Source organism: Morganella sp. GD04133 (assembly GCF_029835375.1).
GTDB classification, from domain to species: domain Bacteria; phylum Pseudomonadota; class Gammaproteobacteria; order Enterobacterales; family Enterobacteriaceae; genus Morganella; species Morganella morganii_B.
On record NZ_JAODZS010000044.1, the window covers coordinates 14,397 to 31,091 of the forward strand.

Annotated in this window: 12 protein-coding genes and 4 pseudogenes; 9 read left to right on the top strand and 7 right to left on the bottom strand. The window is 39.1% G+C overall.

Going from position 1 to position 16,695, the window contains the following annotated elements; translation table 11 throughout:
• Positions 1-1,124: 1,124 nt before the first annotated feature.
• A complete protein-coding gene (locus tag N7387_RS18350) occupies positions 1,125-1,442 on the top strand; it encodes a tetratricopeptide repeat protein (RefSeq protein ID WP_279800609.1) in 318 nt (105 codons plus the stop codon).
• A 203-nt stretch (positions 1,443-1,645) separates the two neighbouring features.
• Positions 1,646-1,726 (top strand): annotated as a pseudogene (locus N7387_RS18355) (IS6 family transposase); the annotation flags it as partial.
• Between the two features lie 475 nt (positions 1,727-2,201).
• Here N7387_RS18355 and N7387_RS18360 read toward each other — a convergent pair.
• The 3 pseudogenes from N7387_RS18360 to N7387_RS18370 form a co-directional block, all read right to left on the bottom strand.
• Positions 2,202-2,893: pseudogene (locus N7387_RS18360) on the bottom strand (transposase); the annotation flags it as partial.
• A gap of 1,686 nt (positions 2,894-4,579) precedes the next feature.
• A pseudogene (locus N7387_RS18365) lies at positions 4,580-5,311 on the bottom strand (SIR2 family protein); the annotation flags it as partial.
• A gap of 249 nt (positions 5,312-5,560) precedes the next feature.
• Positions 5,561-5,858, bottom strand: a pseudogene (locus N7387_RS18370) (DDE-type integrase/transposase/recombinase); the annotation flags it as partial.
• 920 nt (positions 5,859-6,778) lie between these two features.
• Between N7387_RS18370 and N7387_RS18375 the strand changes: the two are divergent.
• From N7387_RS18375 to N7387_RS18405, 7 genes are all read left to right on the top strand, one after another.
• On the top strand, positions 6,779-7,297 hold the full coding sequence (locus tag N7387_RS18375) for an Hcp family type VI secretion system effector (RefSeq protein WP_274371832.1): 519 nt from the start codon (positions 6,779-6,781) through the stop codon (positions 7,295-7,297).
• A 112-nt stretch (positions 7,298-7,409) separates the two neighbouring features.
• Positions 7,410-9,314 (top strand): type VI secretion system tip protein TssI/VgrG, encoded by a 1,905-nt coding sequence (gene tssI / locus N7387_RS18380; RefSeq protein ID WP_279800610.1) that lies wholly within the window; start codon positions 7,410-7,412, stop codon positions 9,312-9,314.
• Positions 9,315-9,325: 11 nt separating this feature from the next.
• Entirely contained in the window at positions 9,326-10,540 is a 1,215-nt protein-coding gene (locus N7387_RS18385; protein WP_279800611.1) for a DUF2169 domain-containing protein, read from the top strand.
• Positions 10,533-10,889: a DUF4150 domain-containing protein gene (locus tag N7387_RS18390; RefSeq protein ID WP_025154700.1), complete on the top strand. Its 357-nt coding sequence runs from the start codon at positions 10,533-10,535 to the stop codon at positions 10,887-10,889. The genes N7387_RS18385 and N7387_RS18390 overlap by 8 nt, the downstream gene beginning before the upstream one ends.
• Before the next feature lie 14 nt (positions 10,890-10,903).
• Positions 10,904-12,232 carry a polymorphic toxin type 15 domain-containing protein gene (locus tag N7387_RS18395; protein WP_279800612.1) on the top strand — a complete coding sequence of 443 codons (1,329 nt, stop codon included), beginning with the start codon at positions 10,904-10,906 and terminating at the stop codon, positions 12,230-12,232.
• Between the two features lies 1 nt (position 12,233).
• The gene (locus N7387_RS18400) at positions 12,234-12,863 is read left to right on the top strand and encodes a GAD-like domain-containing protein (RefSeq protein ID WP_279800613.1); all 630 of its coding nucleotides are present in this window, start codon (positions 12,234-12,236) and stop codon (positions 12,861-12,863) included.
• A 20-nt stretch (positions 12,864-12,883) separates the two neighbouring features.
• On the top strand, positions 12,884-13,501 hold the full coding sequence (locus tag N7387_RS18405; RefSeq protein ID WP_279800614.1) for a GAD-like domain-containing protein: 618 nt from the start codon (positions 12,884-12,886) through the stop codon (positions 13,499-13,501).
• 515 nt (positions 13,502-14,016) lie between these two features.
• Here N7387_RS18405 and N7387_RS18410 read toward each other — a convergent pair.
• The 4 genes from N7387_RS18410 to N7387_RS18425 all read right to left on the bottom strand — a co-directional run.
• Positions 14,017-15,321 (bottom strand): hypothetical protein, encoded by a 1,305-nt coding sequence (locus N7387_RS18410; protein WP_279800615.1) that lies wholly within the window; start codon positions 15,319-15,321, stop codon positions 14,017-14,019.
• A gap of 251 nt (positions 15,322-15,572) precedes the next feature.
• Positions 15,573-15,905 (bottom strand): hypothetical protein, encoded by a 333-nt coding sequence (locus tag N7387_RS18415; protein WP_025154705.1) that lies wholly within the window; start codon positions 15,903-15,905, stop codon positions 15,573-15,575.
• Between the two features lie 248 nt (positions 15,906-16,153).
• Positions 16,154-16,282: a hypothetical protein gene (locus N7387_RS18420; protein ID WP_260474027.1), complete on the bottom strand. Its 129-nt coding sequence runs from the start codon at positions 16,280-16,282 to the stop codon at positions 16,154-16,156.
• 215 nt (positions 16,283-16,497) lie between these two features.
• A partial coding sequence (locus N7387_RS18425) for a hypothetical protein (RefSeq protein WP_279800616.1) occupies positions 16,498-16,695 on the bottom strand: 198 nt, incomplete at its 5' end.

The following is a 16,695-nucleotide window of genomic DNA, read 5'->3' on the forward strand; positions in this document are numbered from 1 at the left end:
AATTCACGTGATGTGCTCTTTTCAGCAGTTATTTTCATGGTTTTTTTCATTGTGAGCTTATTCTTTGCTGGTACTTTTGAGACTTTAATAAGATTAATTATTTCCAAGGATATTTCATTTATTAAAAGAGATTCGTTTGTTTTTTTTACATTTAATTTTTCAGCGCTAATAGTCACCCTTGCTGCCGCTATTATTTACTTTCCTCAACATGGGTCGACAGGTTATTTTAATAGCTGGGAGTTCGTATCTGTATTGCTTCTATTCTCTATGTCAGTGGTTACATCATTTTTTTTGGCTGTTTTTTTTGTTATTATTGACAGCGTAAAGAAATATCTTTTTACTGCGTTAATAATGCTGTCGTTTTCATTATGCCTTTACCTTAACAATATATATGACGCATCTTGTATTTTTTTATATTTATCTGGTATCATGGTATCTTGTTGCCTGGTTATTTTTTATTTCAGACGTAAATTAACCTGAATGTTATAAGCCGCAGATTTATGAAGGTTTTTGCTTGCATTTTACCGGAAGTTAAATAAAGATGACTTAAGTATTGACATATCCTTCATTGAATAACAAGACCGTTTTTGAATGAAAAATCTATCACTGCTGGACAAAAATTAGCCTTGGCGATTATTTACGACAAACCCAAATTTATTAAACTACGACAATACTCACTGGTGGCAGCAAAGGTCAAATTCAATTACAATCCCTGATAACTCTTTTTATTTATCAGGGTGAACTTAGATGTTTATTTACTTTGTTCAGAAACGGTGCCCGCCTTCAGCGGGATAAAACACGATGGTATCCTATCATCTCAGTGTAAAAACTGGCAGGAGGACAATACACTAAGGAGTTGATTGAGCAAGGGCCAATTATTGCTGCTATTTATCGACATGATTGTTATCAATGGAGTGGTTTCATCCATCATCGTATTGAAATAGCAGTTTAGCAGGTCTGGAAATGTGCATAGAGCAAAGTATAAAAGACGAGAAGGGAGTTTACTGGAAATAGAGCGGCTTTGCCGCGATGTTCATGCCAAAGGTGTGCTTATGTTCAAAGATGATTACGTCATCAAGCAGGCAGGCCAAGCACTTAAAAAATAAACAAACAGGAGAAAAAACATGATTAAAAAAATATTTAATAAATTTGTATTGGCTCTATTACTCACTATTTCATTTTCAACATTGGCAGATTTTAATTCAACGTTAAAAGCGGCAGAGCAAGGTGATGCTAAAGCTCAAAATAATTTAGGCTTGATGTATTACAATGGAGAAGGCGTTCAGCAAGACGACTTTAAAGCCTTTGAGTGGTATACAAAAGCGGCTGAGCAAGGTGATGCTAAAGCTCAATTTAATTTAGGCTTGATGTATGATAATGGAGAAGGCGTTCAGCAAGACGACGTTAAAGCCTTTGAGTGGTATACAAAAGCAGCTGAGTAAGGTGATGCTAAAGCTCAAAATAATTTAGGGTTTATGTATGATAAAAGCCAAGGTGTTAAAGAAGATAAATCAAAAGCTAAGCATTATTATGCTTTAGCTTGCGATAATGGTAGTCAAATTGGTTGTGATAATTACCGAAAATTAAACAAGTAAGGGATCCATTCCCGAACAAAATGCAACAAAGTGACCCACAGAGCGGATAGGATTATCTGGCTGAACGGGGGATTTCAGTTCACCGTTCAACCATTTATCGTTGGTTTATCCAATGTAGTAGTCAACTAAAACTGACCATGGTTTTAGTATTTTTCTGGTATCAGTTTTCTGATTCGTTTAATGGTAATCCACCGTTAAAAATAGGGAAATTACCATACGATAATCTCTTTTGGGATAGATTCTTAGTGCCAGGATGGAAAAACTTATAATCAACAATGTATGCACCGATAGAGCCCATTTTTGTTGTAACCCATACCATACCTGTGTTTTCCTTGGTTTTCGATTTTGGATTACTAATGCAAAATGAAACCCACTGCCCCGTATAGATTTCTTTTAACCGTATACCATATTCACATCGACCAGATTTAATACGTGGTGGTCCTGGTGAGAAAAATTCATATTCTGTTTGGTAGTGAATTGTTTGGTCTAGTGATAAATAAACAAGCACATTAAAAGTTGGAAAAGTTAGCATAAGACCAAGGAAGCAGTCCCGATAAAAATCACCAAATACATATTTTGATGGACGGTAAAAAGGGGGCCAAATGTATTGAACGTCCGGAAACGCCTGCCGCAGATTAACGCATCATGCATAAAATCAACCGACCAGCTCTGATTCAGTGCCTCCGGCGTTGCCAGTGGTGCCGGATTACGCACAGGCAGACGTTGTTTGCCTTTACGGCGAAAGTTCAGCTTCAGCAGACAATAGATCCGGTGAACGCGCTTATGATTCCACCCGTTGCCCTGCCTGCGCAGGATCTGAAACAGCTTTTTAAACCCGTAACGGGGATAACGTTCTGCCGCCTCTGTCAGCGCCTGTATCACCGGTTCATCCCGCCGGGTATCCGGTTTGTAAAAATACACCGTTCTGCTCAGCGATAAGGCCCGGCAGGCGTGACGGATGCTCATCGAATACTGTTCGATAAGATAGCTGACAAGCTCCCGCTTTACCGCTGTTTTTAAAGCTTTTTTTCGATAACATCCTTCAGAGCCCGGCACTCAAGACTCAGGTCAGCAAACATCTGTTTTAAACGCCGGTTTTCCTCTTCAAGATCTTTTAATTTTTTAATATCAGACGCTTCCATTCCGCCGTATTTGGCTTTCCAGTTATAGTAGCTGGCTTCGGATATACCGGCTTCGGATATACCGGCTTCACGGCAGACATCTTTGACTGTCCGTCCGGCTTCGACGGATTTCAGAACGGCGATAATCTGATGTTCAGTAAATCGGGCTTTGCGCATAGCGATCTCCTCAGAATACATATCAGTATGGATGAAGATCTCTGAAAGTGAATGGGTCTTTTTTCCGGGATACTTACATCCTGTCGAAATGGAATCTTCAAGGCGTTGCAATGCAATTTTACATCTGGTATCCAAACCATGAGATGTGCCATTTTGAATACTTTGTGATAATTTATCCGCCTTATTAAGAAGCCTCTCTCTTTCTAAGCCTTTCGAGTGTTTGGCTCTTGCCAATTCAAGTTCTGCACGTGAGTGTTGAATTGTCAAATTGTGTGGACCGTAATTCTCTGCTTTATTTAATAACTCTTCCGCCATAATATAATTTGGTGAACTACCCCGCATTTTAAATATAGCATACTGTTGATAGTAATAGTCATCATTACCACAAACATCGATAACACCTGAGTATATATTTTCAATATACTCTGTCGTCCTGAACACATCAGAAAGATGTCTATATTTAATCAATTCACGGAAAACCGTCCTATCAGAGCTGAATCCTATATCTAATGAGAGAAGAATGCTCATATATGTCTCGAATCTTTCTAACTCATTATGGAGTGAATGATCAAAAACCATATTTGCAATTGTCGGATGTCTTGCTGTATAGACGATATCTTGAACTGAAGAATTATTAATAACTTGTACTATTTTTTCAAGTGGTTCAAAGAATTCTTTTTTAAAATCATCAAAACTTATATCATGAACTCTTTTAATAACACCAGCTCTAACAGGAACATGAAACTGATTCATCACGCAAATTGTTCTATACATTAACTGGGCTTTTCTAGGAATTATATTGTCATATTCATTTCTAATAATTTCACTAAAAGGTTTACCCATAGTTACTTCATGTAATGCCACTAATAATTGGCGATTAGATTTTAAAATAAACTCCTCAACCCTTTCTTTTTTACTTTTATTTTTCAAAACACCAAGAGAGTTATTAACCTCTAACTTATTGATCAACGTTTCTATTTCACTGACAGATAGATCTCTAAGATTAAAGCTATCCGTGAGTAAATTATCTAAACTACTACACTCAATATTCCACTCATTGTTTCTTTCAGTAACTATACAAGTCAGTTTAAGTGATGACCGACTAAACGTGTTACTCAAATGCATCAGTTCATGAACATGCAAAGATGCTCTATCAACAAAAAGAAATATCCGTTCACCGACTTTTTCTGCCAACTCTATAAGAGTATTTACAGGGATTTTATCTGGTGATTCGAAAAATAAACAAATTTTCCGAAAATCTATCGATGAGTCCCATGCAAGCCTTTTAAGAAAAACAGTTTTCCCCGACCCAGCACTTCCTGATATATTATACAACTCGAAGTTTTTACTTCTATCTACTTCGTCTGTAAGGATTACCTCAGATAATATTTCATCAGCAATTCGTCTCCTTACATCGAGTTCCGAAGATATGGCAGACCATCCTTGTGAGAATCCTCTATAAAAAAGCTTTGGATTAGTTTGCTCTATTGGAATCTGTTCGTGAATGTAAGTTAATGATTTTTCTAAGTCCCTGAATGCTGAATCAGACAATACATAATCATTAGATATAAATACTCTTTCTATAGGATGTTGTCTAGGAATCGCTCCAAATCCTATTTCAATATCAGAAATTTCATAACTTAGCTGAGAAATGAAGGAATCGATCGTTCCTGATATTAGATGAACTCGCTTTACCTCCCACATTCTTTGTTGTCTTTCACTAAACCCATCCACCAAACAATAATATCTAGGTCTGCTTTCTGACATCCCTTCAATTTCTTTAAGGATGTATTTAATATCATTATCCTCTAAGCTACTCCCAACAATAAGTATAGTTTTGTTATAGCCAACTTCTTTCATTCTTTCGAAAAAAACAGTTCTTTCATTCCGACTATTTATATATTGCTCAGAGCTAATCAAAATTGGCGAGTCAATATCTGAAATCTTAGTAATACATCCATGTAATTTAACGTATGCAACATCCTCTGGCATTTTCACCAATGAGTCAATTCTGTCACTTATCTTATAAATAGGTACTAGTCGTTGTTTGTTTTTTGTAGCACTAGAATATATCCTTTCAATTATTAAATTGTAGTTAGTTGAATATATAGAAACCCAATTGTATTCAGATATTTTTTGTTGTTCTAATGATGGGCTATATCCCCAATATAAATTTTTCAAGTAATCTTGTACCGTACCGAGGTCATTTTCAGCCACGACAATATCAAAGATACTGGAAAGATCTAGATTTTTCTCATCACCACCTAGGAAATGATCACAAAGCTTATATTTTAATTGTTCATCTGTTAATAAGCCTTCATTCTCATTATTTTTTGCTTCAGAGAAAGCCTGCCCTCCTAGAAACAATACTATATTACCACGTTTAACTTCATCTATAAGATATGATGGTATTTCCATTTTTTGAACCCTGTATCTTTACTTGAAAATTTCATATTGTAGTTTACAGTATCACAGAATGAATCCGCTAGGCTTCATGCGGAGGAAGCTGACTCAACTGCAGAGCTGCCCGTATTCCCAGTGCGTTCAGTCGTTCTGACAACTTACGGCAATTCCCCACACATGGGATTGTTGCAAATAATAGCTTGAACTTCTTTTTGCTCAACAGTGATAAATGTTTCACGTAAAAACACTCTCTACATTGAATAATTAATTGATAAAGGCAGATCGCTCCCGTACCCTAAACTTGGGGTCGTCATGACGGATCCAGTAATCAAACTGGCCTTTATTCAGTTTTCACAAGGTTTCAAATCCCTGCATTGTTGACCAAGCTAGCTTCACCGATTTTAAACCGCCTGTAGCGATAATCAATTTTTTAATCGGCATATGGTCGGATTCAATACGATTATTAAGAATTTTGAATTGCCATTGTTTCACATCATGACGAAGTTACCTTCTTTAATTAAGCGGACAATCGCATAATCGTAAGCGGTGTGTTGTCAGTATTGAATATTTAAAACTGTCACTCAGTAGAGTAAGCTTTTAATACCCGTTTAACTAATTCATAGGCAGCATACCGGTTACATTTCATGGCAGCTATACTGCATGCTGACTACATTCGAGCCCCTCATGCAGCATCACTGAAGAGTTAACGTGCTTCGATACCGGATCCAATTTTCAAATGCCGGTTGATTTCACCATTATCAGACTCGGACATAACCCAATACCTGCCTTTGTCTCCACATTGGGTTGAACCGATTTTCACCTAGTTCTGCAGAACGCCGGAACCCACAGTACAAAACAAAGAAACAAGCAGTATTTCAGAGGATAGCGGCTTTTATTAAGAAATTTAAAGGTGCCTGAGTCTGCCGTCCGGGCAGCAGAAACAGAGCTGAATATGGCGTTTATATCTGCATGCACAAACTCCTCCTTCCCGTCACACCGATAACACAAATCAGTGAAATATCCCGGTTTCGTCTGTTTGTGATTACCTGAACAGAGAGGACATTAAGCGGATTTTACAACTTCCGTTTGGCTGTGAATTTTTATTGTTATTATTCATTGCATTATATTACTTTTGTACTTTGTTACATATTTTATTCTGTGATCTGAAAAAAAATTCCTTTTTTCTTATTATTTACAACACGTTAGATAACTATGTTAAAAAACGTAGCGATTTGTTTCTTTTGTGATCTGAATCATTTTGCCACACCACTCTCAATTTACCTCTCCTAGAAGTCAAATATCCTGTTTTTGCAACGATTTTAACTTAAGTGACGGATCCTGTGAGATACAAACGACCCCCGGCTGTTTACAGACCGGTAAGTGAAATTTATTATCTCCCGACTCAACACCATGCGCACTGGCTGATGACTACACATTGTCGGATAACTTATTGTTATCATTTTATATTATAAGGAATTTACTATGCCAACTCCGTGCTATATCGCCATCGAAGGCAAAACCCAGGGCAACATCACTGCCGGTGCCTTTACGGCTGAGTCTGTCGGTAACATCTATGTGCAGGGTCATGAAGATGAGATGCTGGTACAACAGTTTGACCATATCGTCACCGTTCCGACGGATCCGCAGTCCGGTCAGCCGTCCGGACAGCGTGCGCACCGTCCGTTCAAATTCACCGTGGCAATGAACAAAGCCGTTCCGCTGCTGTACAACGCCCTGGCATCCGGTGAAATGCTGCCGACTGTTGAACTGAAATGGTACCGCACCTCGGTTGAAGGTAAGCAGGAGCACTTCTTCACCACCGCGCTGGAAGATGCCACTATCGTCAATATCGACTGCAAAATGCCGCACTGTCAGGATCCGTCCAAATCGGATTACACGCAGCTGATTGAAGTCTCACTGTCCTACCGCAAAATCAGCTGGGATCACACCGTTGCAGGTACCTCCGGTGCTGATGACTGGCGTGCGCCAATCGAAGCATAATGTACTGATTGACACCACAAATCCCGTCCGGGGTTTGTGGTTTTTTTTTGCTTTATGACAGAGAACACCGGTCTGCCGGGTGTTCATCCGCCAGACTTGTTCCGGAGCCGGTATGTTTGCTGAAGATCCCAACAAAAATAAGGCGGCAGATATTGCCGCACTGAAAGACTCCCTTGTTCAACAGCCGGTACAGTCGGCGTTATCGCTGCTCTCCGGCAGTTCACCTTCCGGGCTGGTGTTTACCTGTAAAATCGGCCGCTTACCGGAGCAGACGTTTCAGGTCACGGAGTTTTCCCTCAGTGAATCCCTGTCCTCGCTGTTTTCGCTGACCCTCAGCGCGGTCAGCCTGCTGCCGTCGATCACCTTTGAGGAGCATCTCGGCTCCGCCGCGTCACTGACGGTCACCCGTGACGGCGTCAAAGTCCGTACCGTGCAGGGACTGCTGGCCTCTGCGGAACAGGGCAACACCGACGGCAACAGAACCTGGTATCACTTTCTGATCCGCCCGGAAATGTGGATCATGACCCTTAACCAGGACAGCCGCATCTTCCAGAAACAATCGGTACCGGAAGTGCTGGCGACATTACTGAAAGAAGCCCATGTCAAAAGTGACCTGAAATTCTATCAGGACGAACTGCATCAGAAACGGGATTACATCACCCAGAAGCGGGAATCCGCCTATGATTTCTGGTGCCGTCTGGCGGCCGAAGAGGGGATTAACTTCTGGTTCGAGGAAGGCCCGAAACTGTTTTACAGTGACAATCACCTTGGTATGACTGCCGGTATTCACCTGACCTATAACCCGCAGGCGGATACCGATACCCGTGACAGTACGGCCTTTTCATGGCGCTACGCCGAACAGCTGTGCAGTGATGTCATTATCCAGAAAGATTACAACCCGGATCGTCCGTCTTATCCGTTTCAGCATGAAGTGACCGGTGAGGTGCATAAACAGCATCCGGTGTATGAAAGTTACGGTCGTTACCGTGATGATGAAACTGGTAAGCCGTTCACCCGGCTGCGTTACGAACAGTCACAGAATGAGCGTCAGACCGGCACCGCAGGCACCAACTGTTTTGCCCTGATGCCCGGTAAAATTTTTACCCTGAGCAACCACCCGTCGGCGGTGATGAATCAGCCGTGGCAGGTGATTACGGTTACTCATCGTGGTACCCAGCCGCTGGCGGATAACAGCGGCGGTGAAGGGACAACGTTCAGCAACACCGTGAAGTTTATCCCCGGCACCCGCGAATGGCGGCCGCCGTTCCGTTTCCGCCCGCAGGCGGACGGCGACGAGCTGGCAACGGTGGTCGGCCCGGAAGGGGAAGAGATTTACACCAACGAACAGGGCGCGGTGAAAGTCTATTTTCACTGGGATCGTTACGGCAGACCGGATCACAGCGCTTCCTGCTGGGTGCGGGTGGCAATGGGCTGGAACGGCAGCGGCTATGGTTTCTCCGCCGTGCCGAGGATCGGGCAGGAAATTATCGTCTCTTACCTTAACGGGGATATTGATCGCCCGATTATCACCGGTTGTACCTATAACGGCCGTAATTCACCGCCGTCGGCATTCCCGGGCAGTAAAACACAAACGGCTTTCCGGACACAAACCCACAAGGGCGAGGGATTCAACGAACTGCGCTTTGAGGATGAAAACGGGAAGCAGCAGGTCTTTATTCACGCCCAGCGGGATATGGACACGGTGGTACTGAATGACCGCAGTACGCTGGTTAAGGCAAACCACAGTGAGCGGATTGAGAAAGATCAGAGCATGACCGTTCTGGGTCAGCGGACTGAGGTGATCGGGGAAAACAACAGCGAAACCGTCGGTCAGCATAAAACCGTGGCGGTGGGAAATACCCTGTCAGTGACCGCCGGTGATGTGATCGAACTGCGTTGCGGTGCCAGTGTATTACGGATGGACAGCGCCGGGCGGGTAACGATCAACGGCACTGAATTCAGCTTCGAAGCCAGTGGTCCGGTGCAGATCACCGGCAAAGATGTGGATATTAACTGAGGAGGAATCAGATGGAATTTCGCAACCTGACACCATTTTCAGTGATGAATTACAAAATGCTGGATACTGATGATAAAGAACATCATGTTATTGCGATGAAAGTAAAATATTCGTTAGTTCATTTCTCTGATGATATATACCAGGCAAAAATAGAAACTAATGAAAGTCTCTGCATACAGGATCAGTATTTATCAGCACCTCTTTGCAGCGGAGTCAGGAGTGAAAGTGATCTCTCACCTTTCAAACCATACTGTGATGTTATCATTATCGGCTCTGCAATAGCCCCGGATTCAAAGCCTGTAACACAATTTCCGGTATCTTTAACCGTTACTGAAAACAATATAAGGCTGATTGACAAGACAATAAATATTTTTGGCAAACGTTGTCTGAAAAAAATAAATGAGCGCTGGGAATTACAGAGTCCGGAGCTATTTACCACCCTGCCATTAGGGTATGAATATGCCTTCGGAGGTGAATGTAAAATATATACTGACGAGCATTATAACAAAATTGATGAGCACTACTTACTTTCCGAAAATAACCGGCGTTTTCATCCTGAAAATCCACGGCCACCAATTGCTCATGGTTATCATCCGTTCAATCCGGCAGGAAAAGGCTATATACAAAATTGGTATATAAAAGCAAAGGATATTGACTATATTGAAATTCATCGTATAGAAGACATTAAATATCCTTTTGATATCAATGAATATATTAATGTGATAACGGCTGACAAAGATTTAAATGCTCCTTGTTTTATGCCTGCCGGTTTTGGCGTAATTACCCGATCCTGGCAACCCCGGCTCAGCAAAGCCGGTACGTATGATGATACATGGATTAATAACAGGCATCCTTATCTGCCAAAGGATTTTGATTTTAATTACTGGAACAGTGCCCCGGCAGATCAGCAAATCTCTTATCCGGGAAATGATATCACTATCCGTGTAACAAATATGACGCACAGTGGTTCCTTACAGGTAACACTACCGGGTCACAGAGCATTCCTGTTGGCCAGACTGGAGAATGGTCCGATTCTTCCCGTAGCGCTCAATTTAGACACAGTTATTCTGGATACAGACACACTGAGTTTGTTACTCACTTTTCGTCAGAAATTAAGTACCGATTTGCCTCTTCGTGTACTTGAAGCGCGCTTTGAGACTAATCTGAACGCACCACTTTTCAGTGTCTCACTGCCTGATAAAAATACAGGAGATAAACATGGCTGATAATTATTTAGCCCGGCAGGATAGTGAATGGTTGGTTATAGGTATATTACCTGATGTATGTAAGACACCGGTAGGTTCTTCAACGCCTCCGGTGCCTTATCCGGTTATTGCTAAATTAGATAATGCAATAAAAGCGGTTCCCTCTGTTAAAGCTAACGGTAAGCCTGTTGTTGTATTTTCTCAAAGTTTAATACCGGAAACAATCGGTGATCAGGCAGGAATAGCAAAAGGCGTCAAAAGCGGTACGGTTGGTGGCAAATGTTACCCCAAAGAACATTCGGGAAGTTTTTTTGTACAAGGTTTGCCTGTATTACGGCATGGTGATGAGTTCTGGATGAACGGAAAATAAGGACTGATTTTCATATGGATGAGGATATTGATAATATTACGGTTACGGCGCGGGCTGATGATATTTTACCCAGTCCGCCGATAGAAAATATTCTATCCGATGTGAATACCTGGAAAGTATTTCGTCTCAGTAATGAAGACCGTATTGATTCCGAAAAAGGAATTGCCGTTGATTTATATAACCGGCAGGACGAAACAATTTTTTGGGGAGATTACAGCGAGTCAGAATATATTGCTTTACGGCATGAATATCCGGAATTAGGTTTACCCGTCATTGATCCCTCGGGCGGTTACTCAGTTGAAGGAAAATCTCTGGTTAGAGATGGTAATACAACCGGTGTTATCCAAAATCAGGCTCCGGTGAAAAACGTTTCACCTGCAAATGCAAATCCGGTTGTTGCGACAGAAAATGATGATGAAGCCGAATTTTGGACAGATGTTCTTGATGGTGTACAGGTAGGGCTTGATATTGTCGGATTGATACCGGTTGTCAGTATTGCTGCTGATGGGCTTAACGCTCTGATTTATACTGCACGCGATGATTATGGTAATGCGGCATTGTCAGCTGCTGCAATGGTTCCTTTTGCAGGATGGGGGGCAAAAGGCGCTAAATATGCAATGAAGGCTGAAAAAGCAATTATAAAATCAGTAAAAACAGAAAAATCAGCAATCAAAGCAGAGCAGCAGGTGGTTAAAAAAGGGAAAGATAAAGCCGGAGCAAAAATAAAACCCACAAAACTACCGAAGAAAAAACTGAAATGTTTTTTTTCGTACATGAACAAAAAATTTCAGAAAATGTTACCGGCAGATAAGAAAAAATTCCTGAAAGAATACAGCAGGCAATTAAAAAGACAGCAGGATGCTATTAATGATATGACGGCTACAGAATTTATGATAGCCCGTAAGGCATATAAAAAAGAAGGCCGAAATAAGCTAGCAAAAAAAATGCAGGATGATTATAGGGACGACCGAACTCAGGAAATAGAAGCATCAATAATTGAAACATTAAGAAAACAAGGGGCTCCTGTTGGAGATATCAAAAAAAGAGCTAAAAAACGTACAAAAGAAATTATGGATAACATGGCGGCATTGCATGAACCTGATATGGTTGCTGGTGGATGGAACGATCCAAAACCCAGCGGGCTGGGTAACACTAAGGTAAACAGTTCGATTGGAGGGGCATGGACCAAATCGGTTAAAACAATAGATGATGTTACAGGTAAGCCAATAAAAGAAAGTCGCATAATCACGATGGAAAAAACAGCAAATGATGCTATAAAAAATGGTCAGGGTAATGTTAAAATGAACATTGAATTAGAGGTTTGTCGGGGAAAAGGAAAATAAAATGCGTGATGAAGCTTTTAGTCTTTTTATTGATGAAGTTGGTGAAGCCACTACATCTCGGTATGTTCCTGAAACAGAGATAGAAAAGTGGAAGGGAAAGTTACCGCCATTGTTGTTGAATTATTGGCGTGATGAAGGCTGGAGTAGTTATCATAATGGGCTGTTAACAATAGTAAATCCGGAAGAATATGAAGATGTTGTTGATGAATGGTTGGAAGATACATATTTAGAAGAAATCGATGTTTTTCATGCGATTGCTGTCAACGGATTTGGTAATTTATATTTATGTGGCGAAAAAACAGGTCGTTGTGTTACTATTTCATCATCATATAATACTCTTATTGTTAATAAAAAGTCATTAAAAAATAAACAGAATGATGTGAATTTAGATTTTGGGATTGAATCATTTTTTATTAGCTTTGATATTGGGTATCAAAATAAAAAGGGGTTATTTGAAAAGGCAGTAAAGAAATTCGGGCCTCTCGGTGATTATGAAATATTTGGATTTGAACCAGCATTAATTTTGGGCGGTGAATTAGATATTAAATATATTCAAAAAGTAGATGCACGTATTCATTTATCTATTCTTGCTCAGCTTGCAGACCCTGAAATTGATGAGATAAGTGTTTGATTTTTTTAAGGAGTGGTGTGATGAGGGATCACTATTTCGATTCACTGATTAAAGAGCTCGGAGAAGCGACCACTTCCCGGTATGTTTCTCAGGCTGCTATACAGAAATGGGGACGCACTCTTCCTGAGAAACTGCTTAGCTACTGGAATGATGAAGGTTGGAGTAGTTATAATAATGGTCTGTTTTCTCTTGTTGATCCATCACTGTATCATGATGCTGTACTTGAATGGTTAGATGAAACCTATTTAATTTCAATGGATAATTTTCATGTTATTGCTTCTACAGGATTTGGTGATTTTTACTTGTTTGGTGAAAGGTATGGTTTAATATGTAAAATATTATCCCGGAGTGGTGTCATTGAGGTTTTTTCTAATTCAATTAAGTTAACTGAAAAATTGTTAAATAGTCATGTGGAAAGTCTGATTCAATCAATTACAAAAGAAAATATTGATAAGGATTCTCTATTTGATAAATTAATTAATCGGTTTGGTACTTTGGGTGAAAATGAAATTTTTTGTTTTGAACCGATGGTTAATGAAATAAATAATTCGAAATTTCTGTCAGCAAGAAAGATTAATGCTGTAGATTATTTAATTGAGTTAAGACATATCATAAAACCGGTAATTTTGCATGTATAATTTATTGTATCCATAATCTCAGCATATCCCGGTCAACTCTGTCAACAATCGTTAAGGTTACTTGGTTGGCTCCTGCGCTTCTGTTCTTGGTTTTGCTGTGACGTAGAGCTACTTTACAGCAGCTTACCAAACTGAAAAAGTCATTCATGTGGCTAAAAAATTCAGCTTGGGTAGCTGGTGCCGGAGGCTATACCAAAGAAACAATGGAAGCAGGATATCTGAAGCCCTGCACAACAGCAGGCAAAGTAATGGTATACCAGAAAGCTTTGCGAAGGCAATAAAACGGGATTACACTATATGCATTATATCAAAACCGGACAGCAGGACTGCCTTGGCTAACCCTGCTATGATGTGCAGTCATTACTATAAACATCATATGCACAGTATCCTGGTATACCACTTATTGTGAGAATATATACGCAGAAAATCATTATCATCGTAAGAGAAAATATGAGCCTGGATATACAGGTCAAATCAACCGTGGTTTTAATTTGACCCATTTTCTTTAAATTTATTTATCTTTCAAAGAAAGCATATTCAGGTTGTTCAAAATAACTATTGCTCACTATGAATTTATTCTGATACTCACGAATAGAAAGGTTTTTTTCATTGCAATAAGATAACTCAATATTAATTCCCGATATTCTATCAGATAATTCATTTGCTATGCTTACATTAGATATTGCAGATAGCAATTCCTTTATTTTATCAGCATTCATATTTTCAAATGAAACGGGATTGTTTCCGTTAAAGAGCATGTCGTTTAATAACTTGGCTCTATTTTTAAAAAACGTGTTTTTCTTTGTTTCGCTTCCGCTTTTAATTATTCCGAATATATAAGATTTGGCAATGTCATTGTCAGAACAAACACTATCTTTAGTAAAGTTAATTAGATCGGATTGCGTTCCTGTACCTGCAAGGATTGAGTACTTATCATGTATTATGCTTGATTTTATATTATCACTATCAGATACTTCAATCATTGCCTTATCACTTTCAAAACTTTTATTTGATTTTAAGAAAAGATCGAATATGACTTCTCTGTCATGTTCATTAACCGATGTGTAACTATCTAATGACATATAAGCAGATGCTAAGATGTTAAAATTAAAAATTTCATTTTCAGCGATAGCTGAGCGTAGCCTTTCAATTAATGGATCATGCTGTATAACTTTCATTACATCAATACATGTTGATGTGCTATCAAAATAGTTTATTGTTAATCCCTGGGTTAAATAAATGACTTTTAATAAAGACACAGTGCTTTCTAAAAATTCATTTATTTTACAGTGGCTTGATGATGATATGAGGGTGGACATTTCATTCGGTATATATCTCACTATTTCTAGAATTATTTTCTTTATCTCTTTGTCATCTTCGTTTAATAAGAACGCATCTCTTAATTTTATCAGAGATATTGATAAATCTGTTTTGTTTGATACGCTGACAATTTCATTTATTCTTGAATTTAGCTTTTTAAAGTTGAGGTCAATCATCTCTTGTGTTTTTTTTATTTCAATATTTGTCAGGCTGACTTCATTCAGTATTTTGTTTGTGTTTTGTAAGTTTTTACTCCCGTAATAAAATGTGGCGCCTAAGTTTATTGCTGATATGGCTAAATTAGCACAACTCAATAGATTGCTGGTTTGAATTAGTGATGGTTTGTTTTTTGTTTCTGCTTCACCACTTTCTCTAAGCCAGCCAACAATAGTTTTTTTATCTTTTGTTACAATAACTCCGCCTACTCTTTCATAAATACCACTTTTTAATCCATCACTTATTTCTTGTGGAATGTCCAATAAGACACTTAATTTATTCATCAACAGGTCCTTATTATTTTGGGGAGGATTCTGGTCCGCCATCTGACACTAAGCCACTTTTCTTAGCTCCGCTGATACAACCGAGGGTTGTTTTAAACATCGATGCTTTCGGGAGCTGCTGTTCAACGTGCTTTGATATGTTATTAATTATTTTCTGCTGCGGGCCCTCTCAGGGGGCCGTATCGATACGATATAACCACCGGGAGCCCGAGTTCTGCATGTCATTTCTGTTAAAAGTGTATAGAGTCGTTTTAATTTTTTGAGTATGTGCCTGAACCTTTGTTAGTTGTGACCGTTATTTCCATAATTTGACAACTTTTCGGATATTCATAGCGGATAGACTGACCATAATGCAATTTTTTGTTTCCTGTTGGGGCCATGACTTTTTGGCAGTTACCCCGGTTTACAATAACGTCATCAATTATTATTTCATCGGTTAATGATACAATATTTATATATTTATAATACAACCCTTTGTGAACAATGTTTTCCCGTAAACCTTCCTGTATTTTTATAGGAAGTTGCTCTGCATATGTTATTGATGAAAATAATAATGCAGATAGCAATAATGTATATTTTTTCATGCTTTACCTTATGTAGTATATTTAACCATTATGTTTGGTGGGTGGGTTTTTAATTTCGTTTTTTTTGATTAGCGTCATTTTAATTTATGACTCTTTGATTATAAAAATAGTAATAATTTTTATTATTTTTATTATTTTTATTATTTTTATTATTTTTATTATTTTTATTATTTTTATTATTTTTATTTTACTAAAATAAGCCGGAATAATACCGGCTTACTTTTTACAAAAAGAGAGTATTTAGCTGTTTAAGAGAGCCATTCTTTCTGTTGTTTTTTCAACCATTCATTATAATAGTCTGAATATTCCTCATCCCGTCCACCAGTCTCTTCAATCCACTCTTCATATTCCTGACTGTCTTTAAAGTCTTCTGACATGATTTACTCTCCAAAAATATCGCCTATATACAAACAGACAAAATTAGATGCTTCAAGTGACAGCATAGCGAAACCTGACAGAGAGTTAAAATCGTTATTAACGATCGAAATAATGAAATTGATCTGTATTTTCTATCAACAATAACGATCAAAATATTAAAACCAATAGTTACTGGCTATCAATTGGTTGTTGTCGATCGGTATCGCAGATCAATTCATATTAAGGCAGAGATAAAAGCGTCAACATAATCAATGGCGTAAAAAATAGCGAAAATAGCTGATAATGTTGGTTTTTTATAATCTGTGAGTGAGCCGCTGACCTGATGCTGACAAAGATGATGGTATTTTGTCTGTGGATAACGGTACTCAGCTAAAGTGTTGTGAAGGTATTTGCATATACCTGTATTATCCGA

Coding starts and splice junctions, on each gene's coding strand:
- tssI (WP_279800610.1), top strand. CDS start 7,410: ATGTTTGCTGAAGATCCCAACAAAAATAAGGCGGCAGATATTGCCGCA.
- N7387_RS18385 (WP_279800611.1), top strand. CDS start 9,326: ATGGAATTTCGCAACCTGACACCATTTTCAGTGATGAATTACAAAATG.
- N7387_RS18410 (WP_279800615.1), bottom strand. CDS start 15,321: ATGAATAAATTAAGTGTCTTATTGGACATTCCACAAGAAATAAGTGAT.
- N7387_RS18375 (WP_274371832.1), top strand. CDS start 6,779: ATGCCAACTCCGTGCTATATCGCCATCGAAGGCAAAACCCAGGGCAAC.
- N7387_RS18390 (WP_025154700.1), top strand. CDS start 10,533: ATGGCTGATAATTATTTAGCCCGGCAGGATAGTGAATGGTTGGTTATA.
- N7387_RS18415 (WP_025154705.1), bottom strand. CDS start 15,905: ATGAAAAAATATACATTATTGCTATCTGCATTATTATTTTCATCAATA.
- N7387_RS18395 (WP_279800612.1), top strand. CDS start 10,904: ATGGATGAGGATATTGATAATATTACGGTTACGGCGCGGGCTGATGAT.
- N7387_RS18350 (WP_279800609.1), top strand. CDS start 1,125: ATGATTAAAAAAATATTTAATAAATTTGTATTGGCTCTATTACTCACT.
- N7387_RS18420 (WP_260474027.1), bottom strand. CDS start 16,282: ATGTCAGAAGACTTTAAAGACAGTCAGGAATATGAAGAGTGGATTGAA.
- N7387_RS18405 (WP_279800614.1), top strand. CDS start 12,884: ATGAGGGATCACTATTTCGATTCACTGATTAAAGAGCTCGGAGAAGCG.
- N7387_RS18400 (WP_279800613.1), top strand. CDS start 12,234: ATGCGTGATGAAGCTTTTAGTCTTTTTATTGATGAAGTTGGTGAAGCC.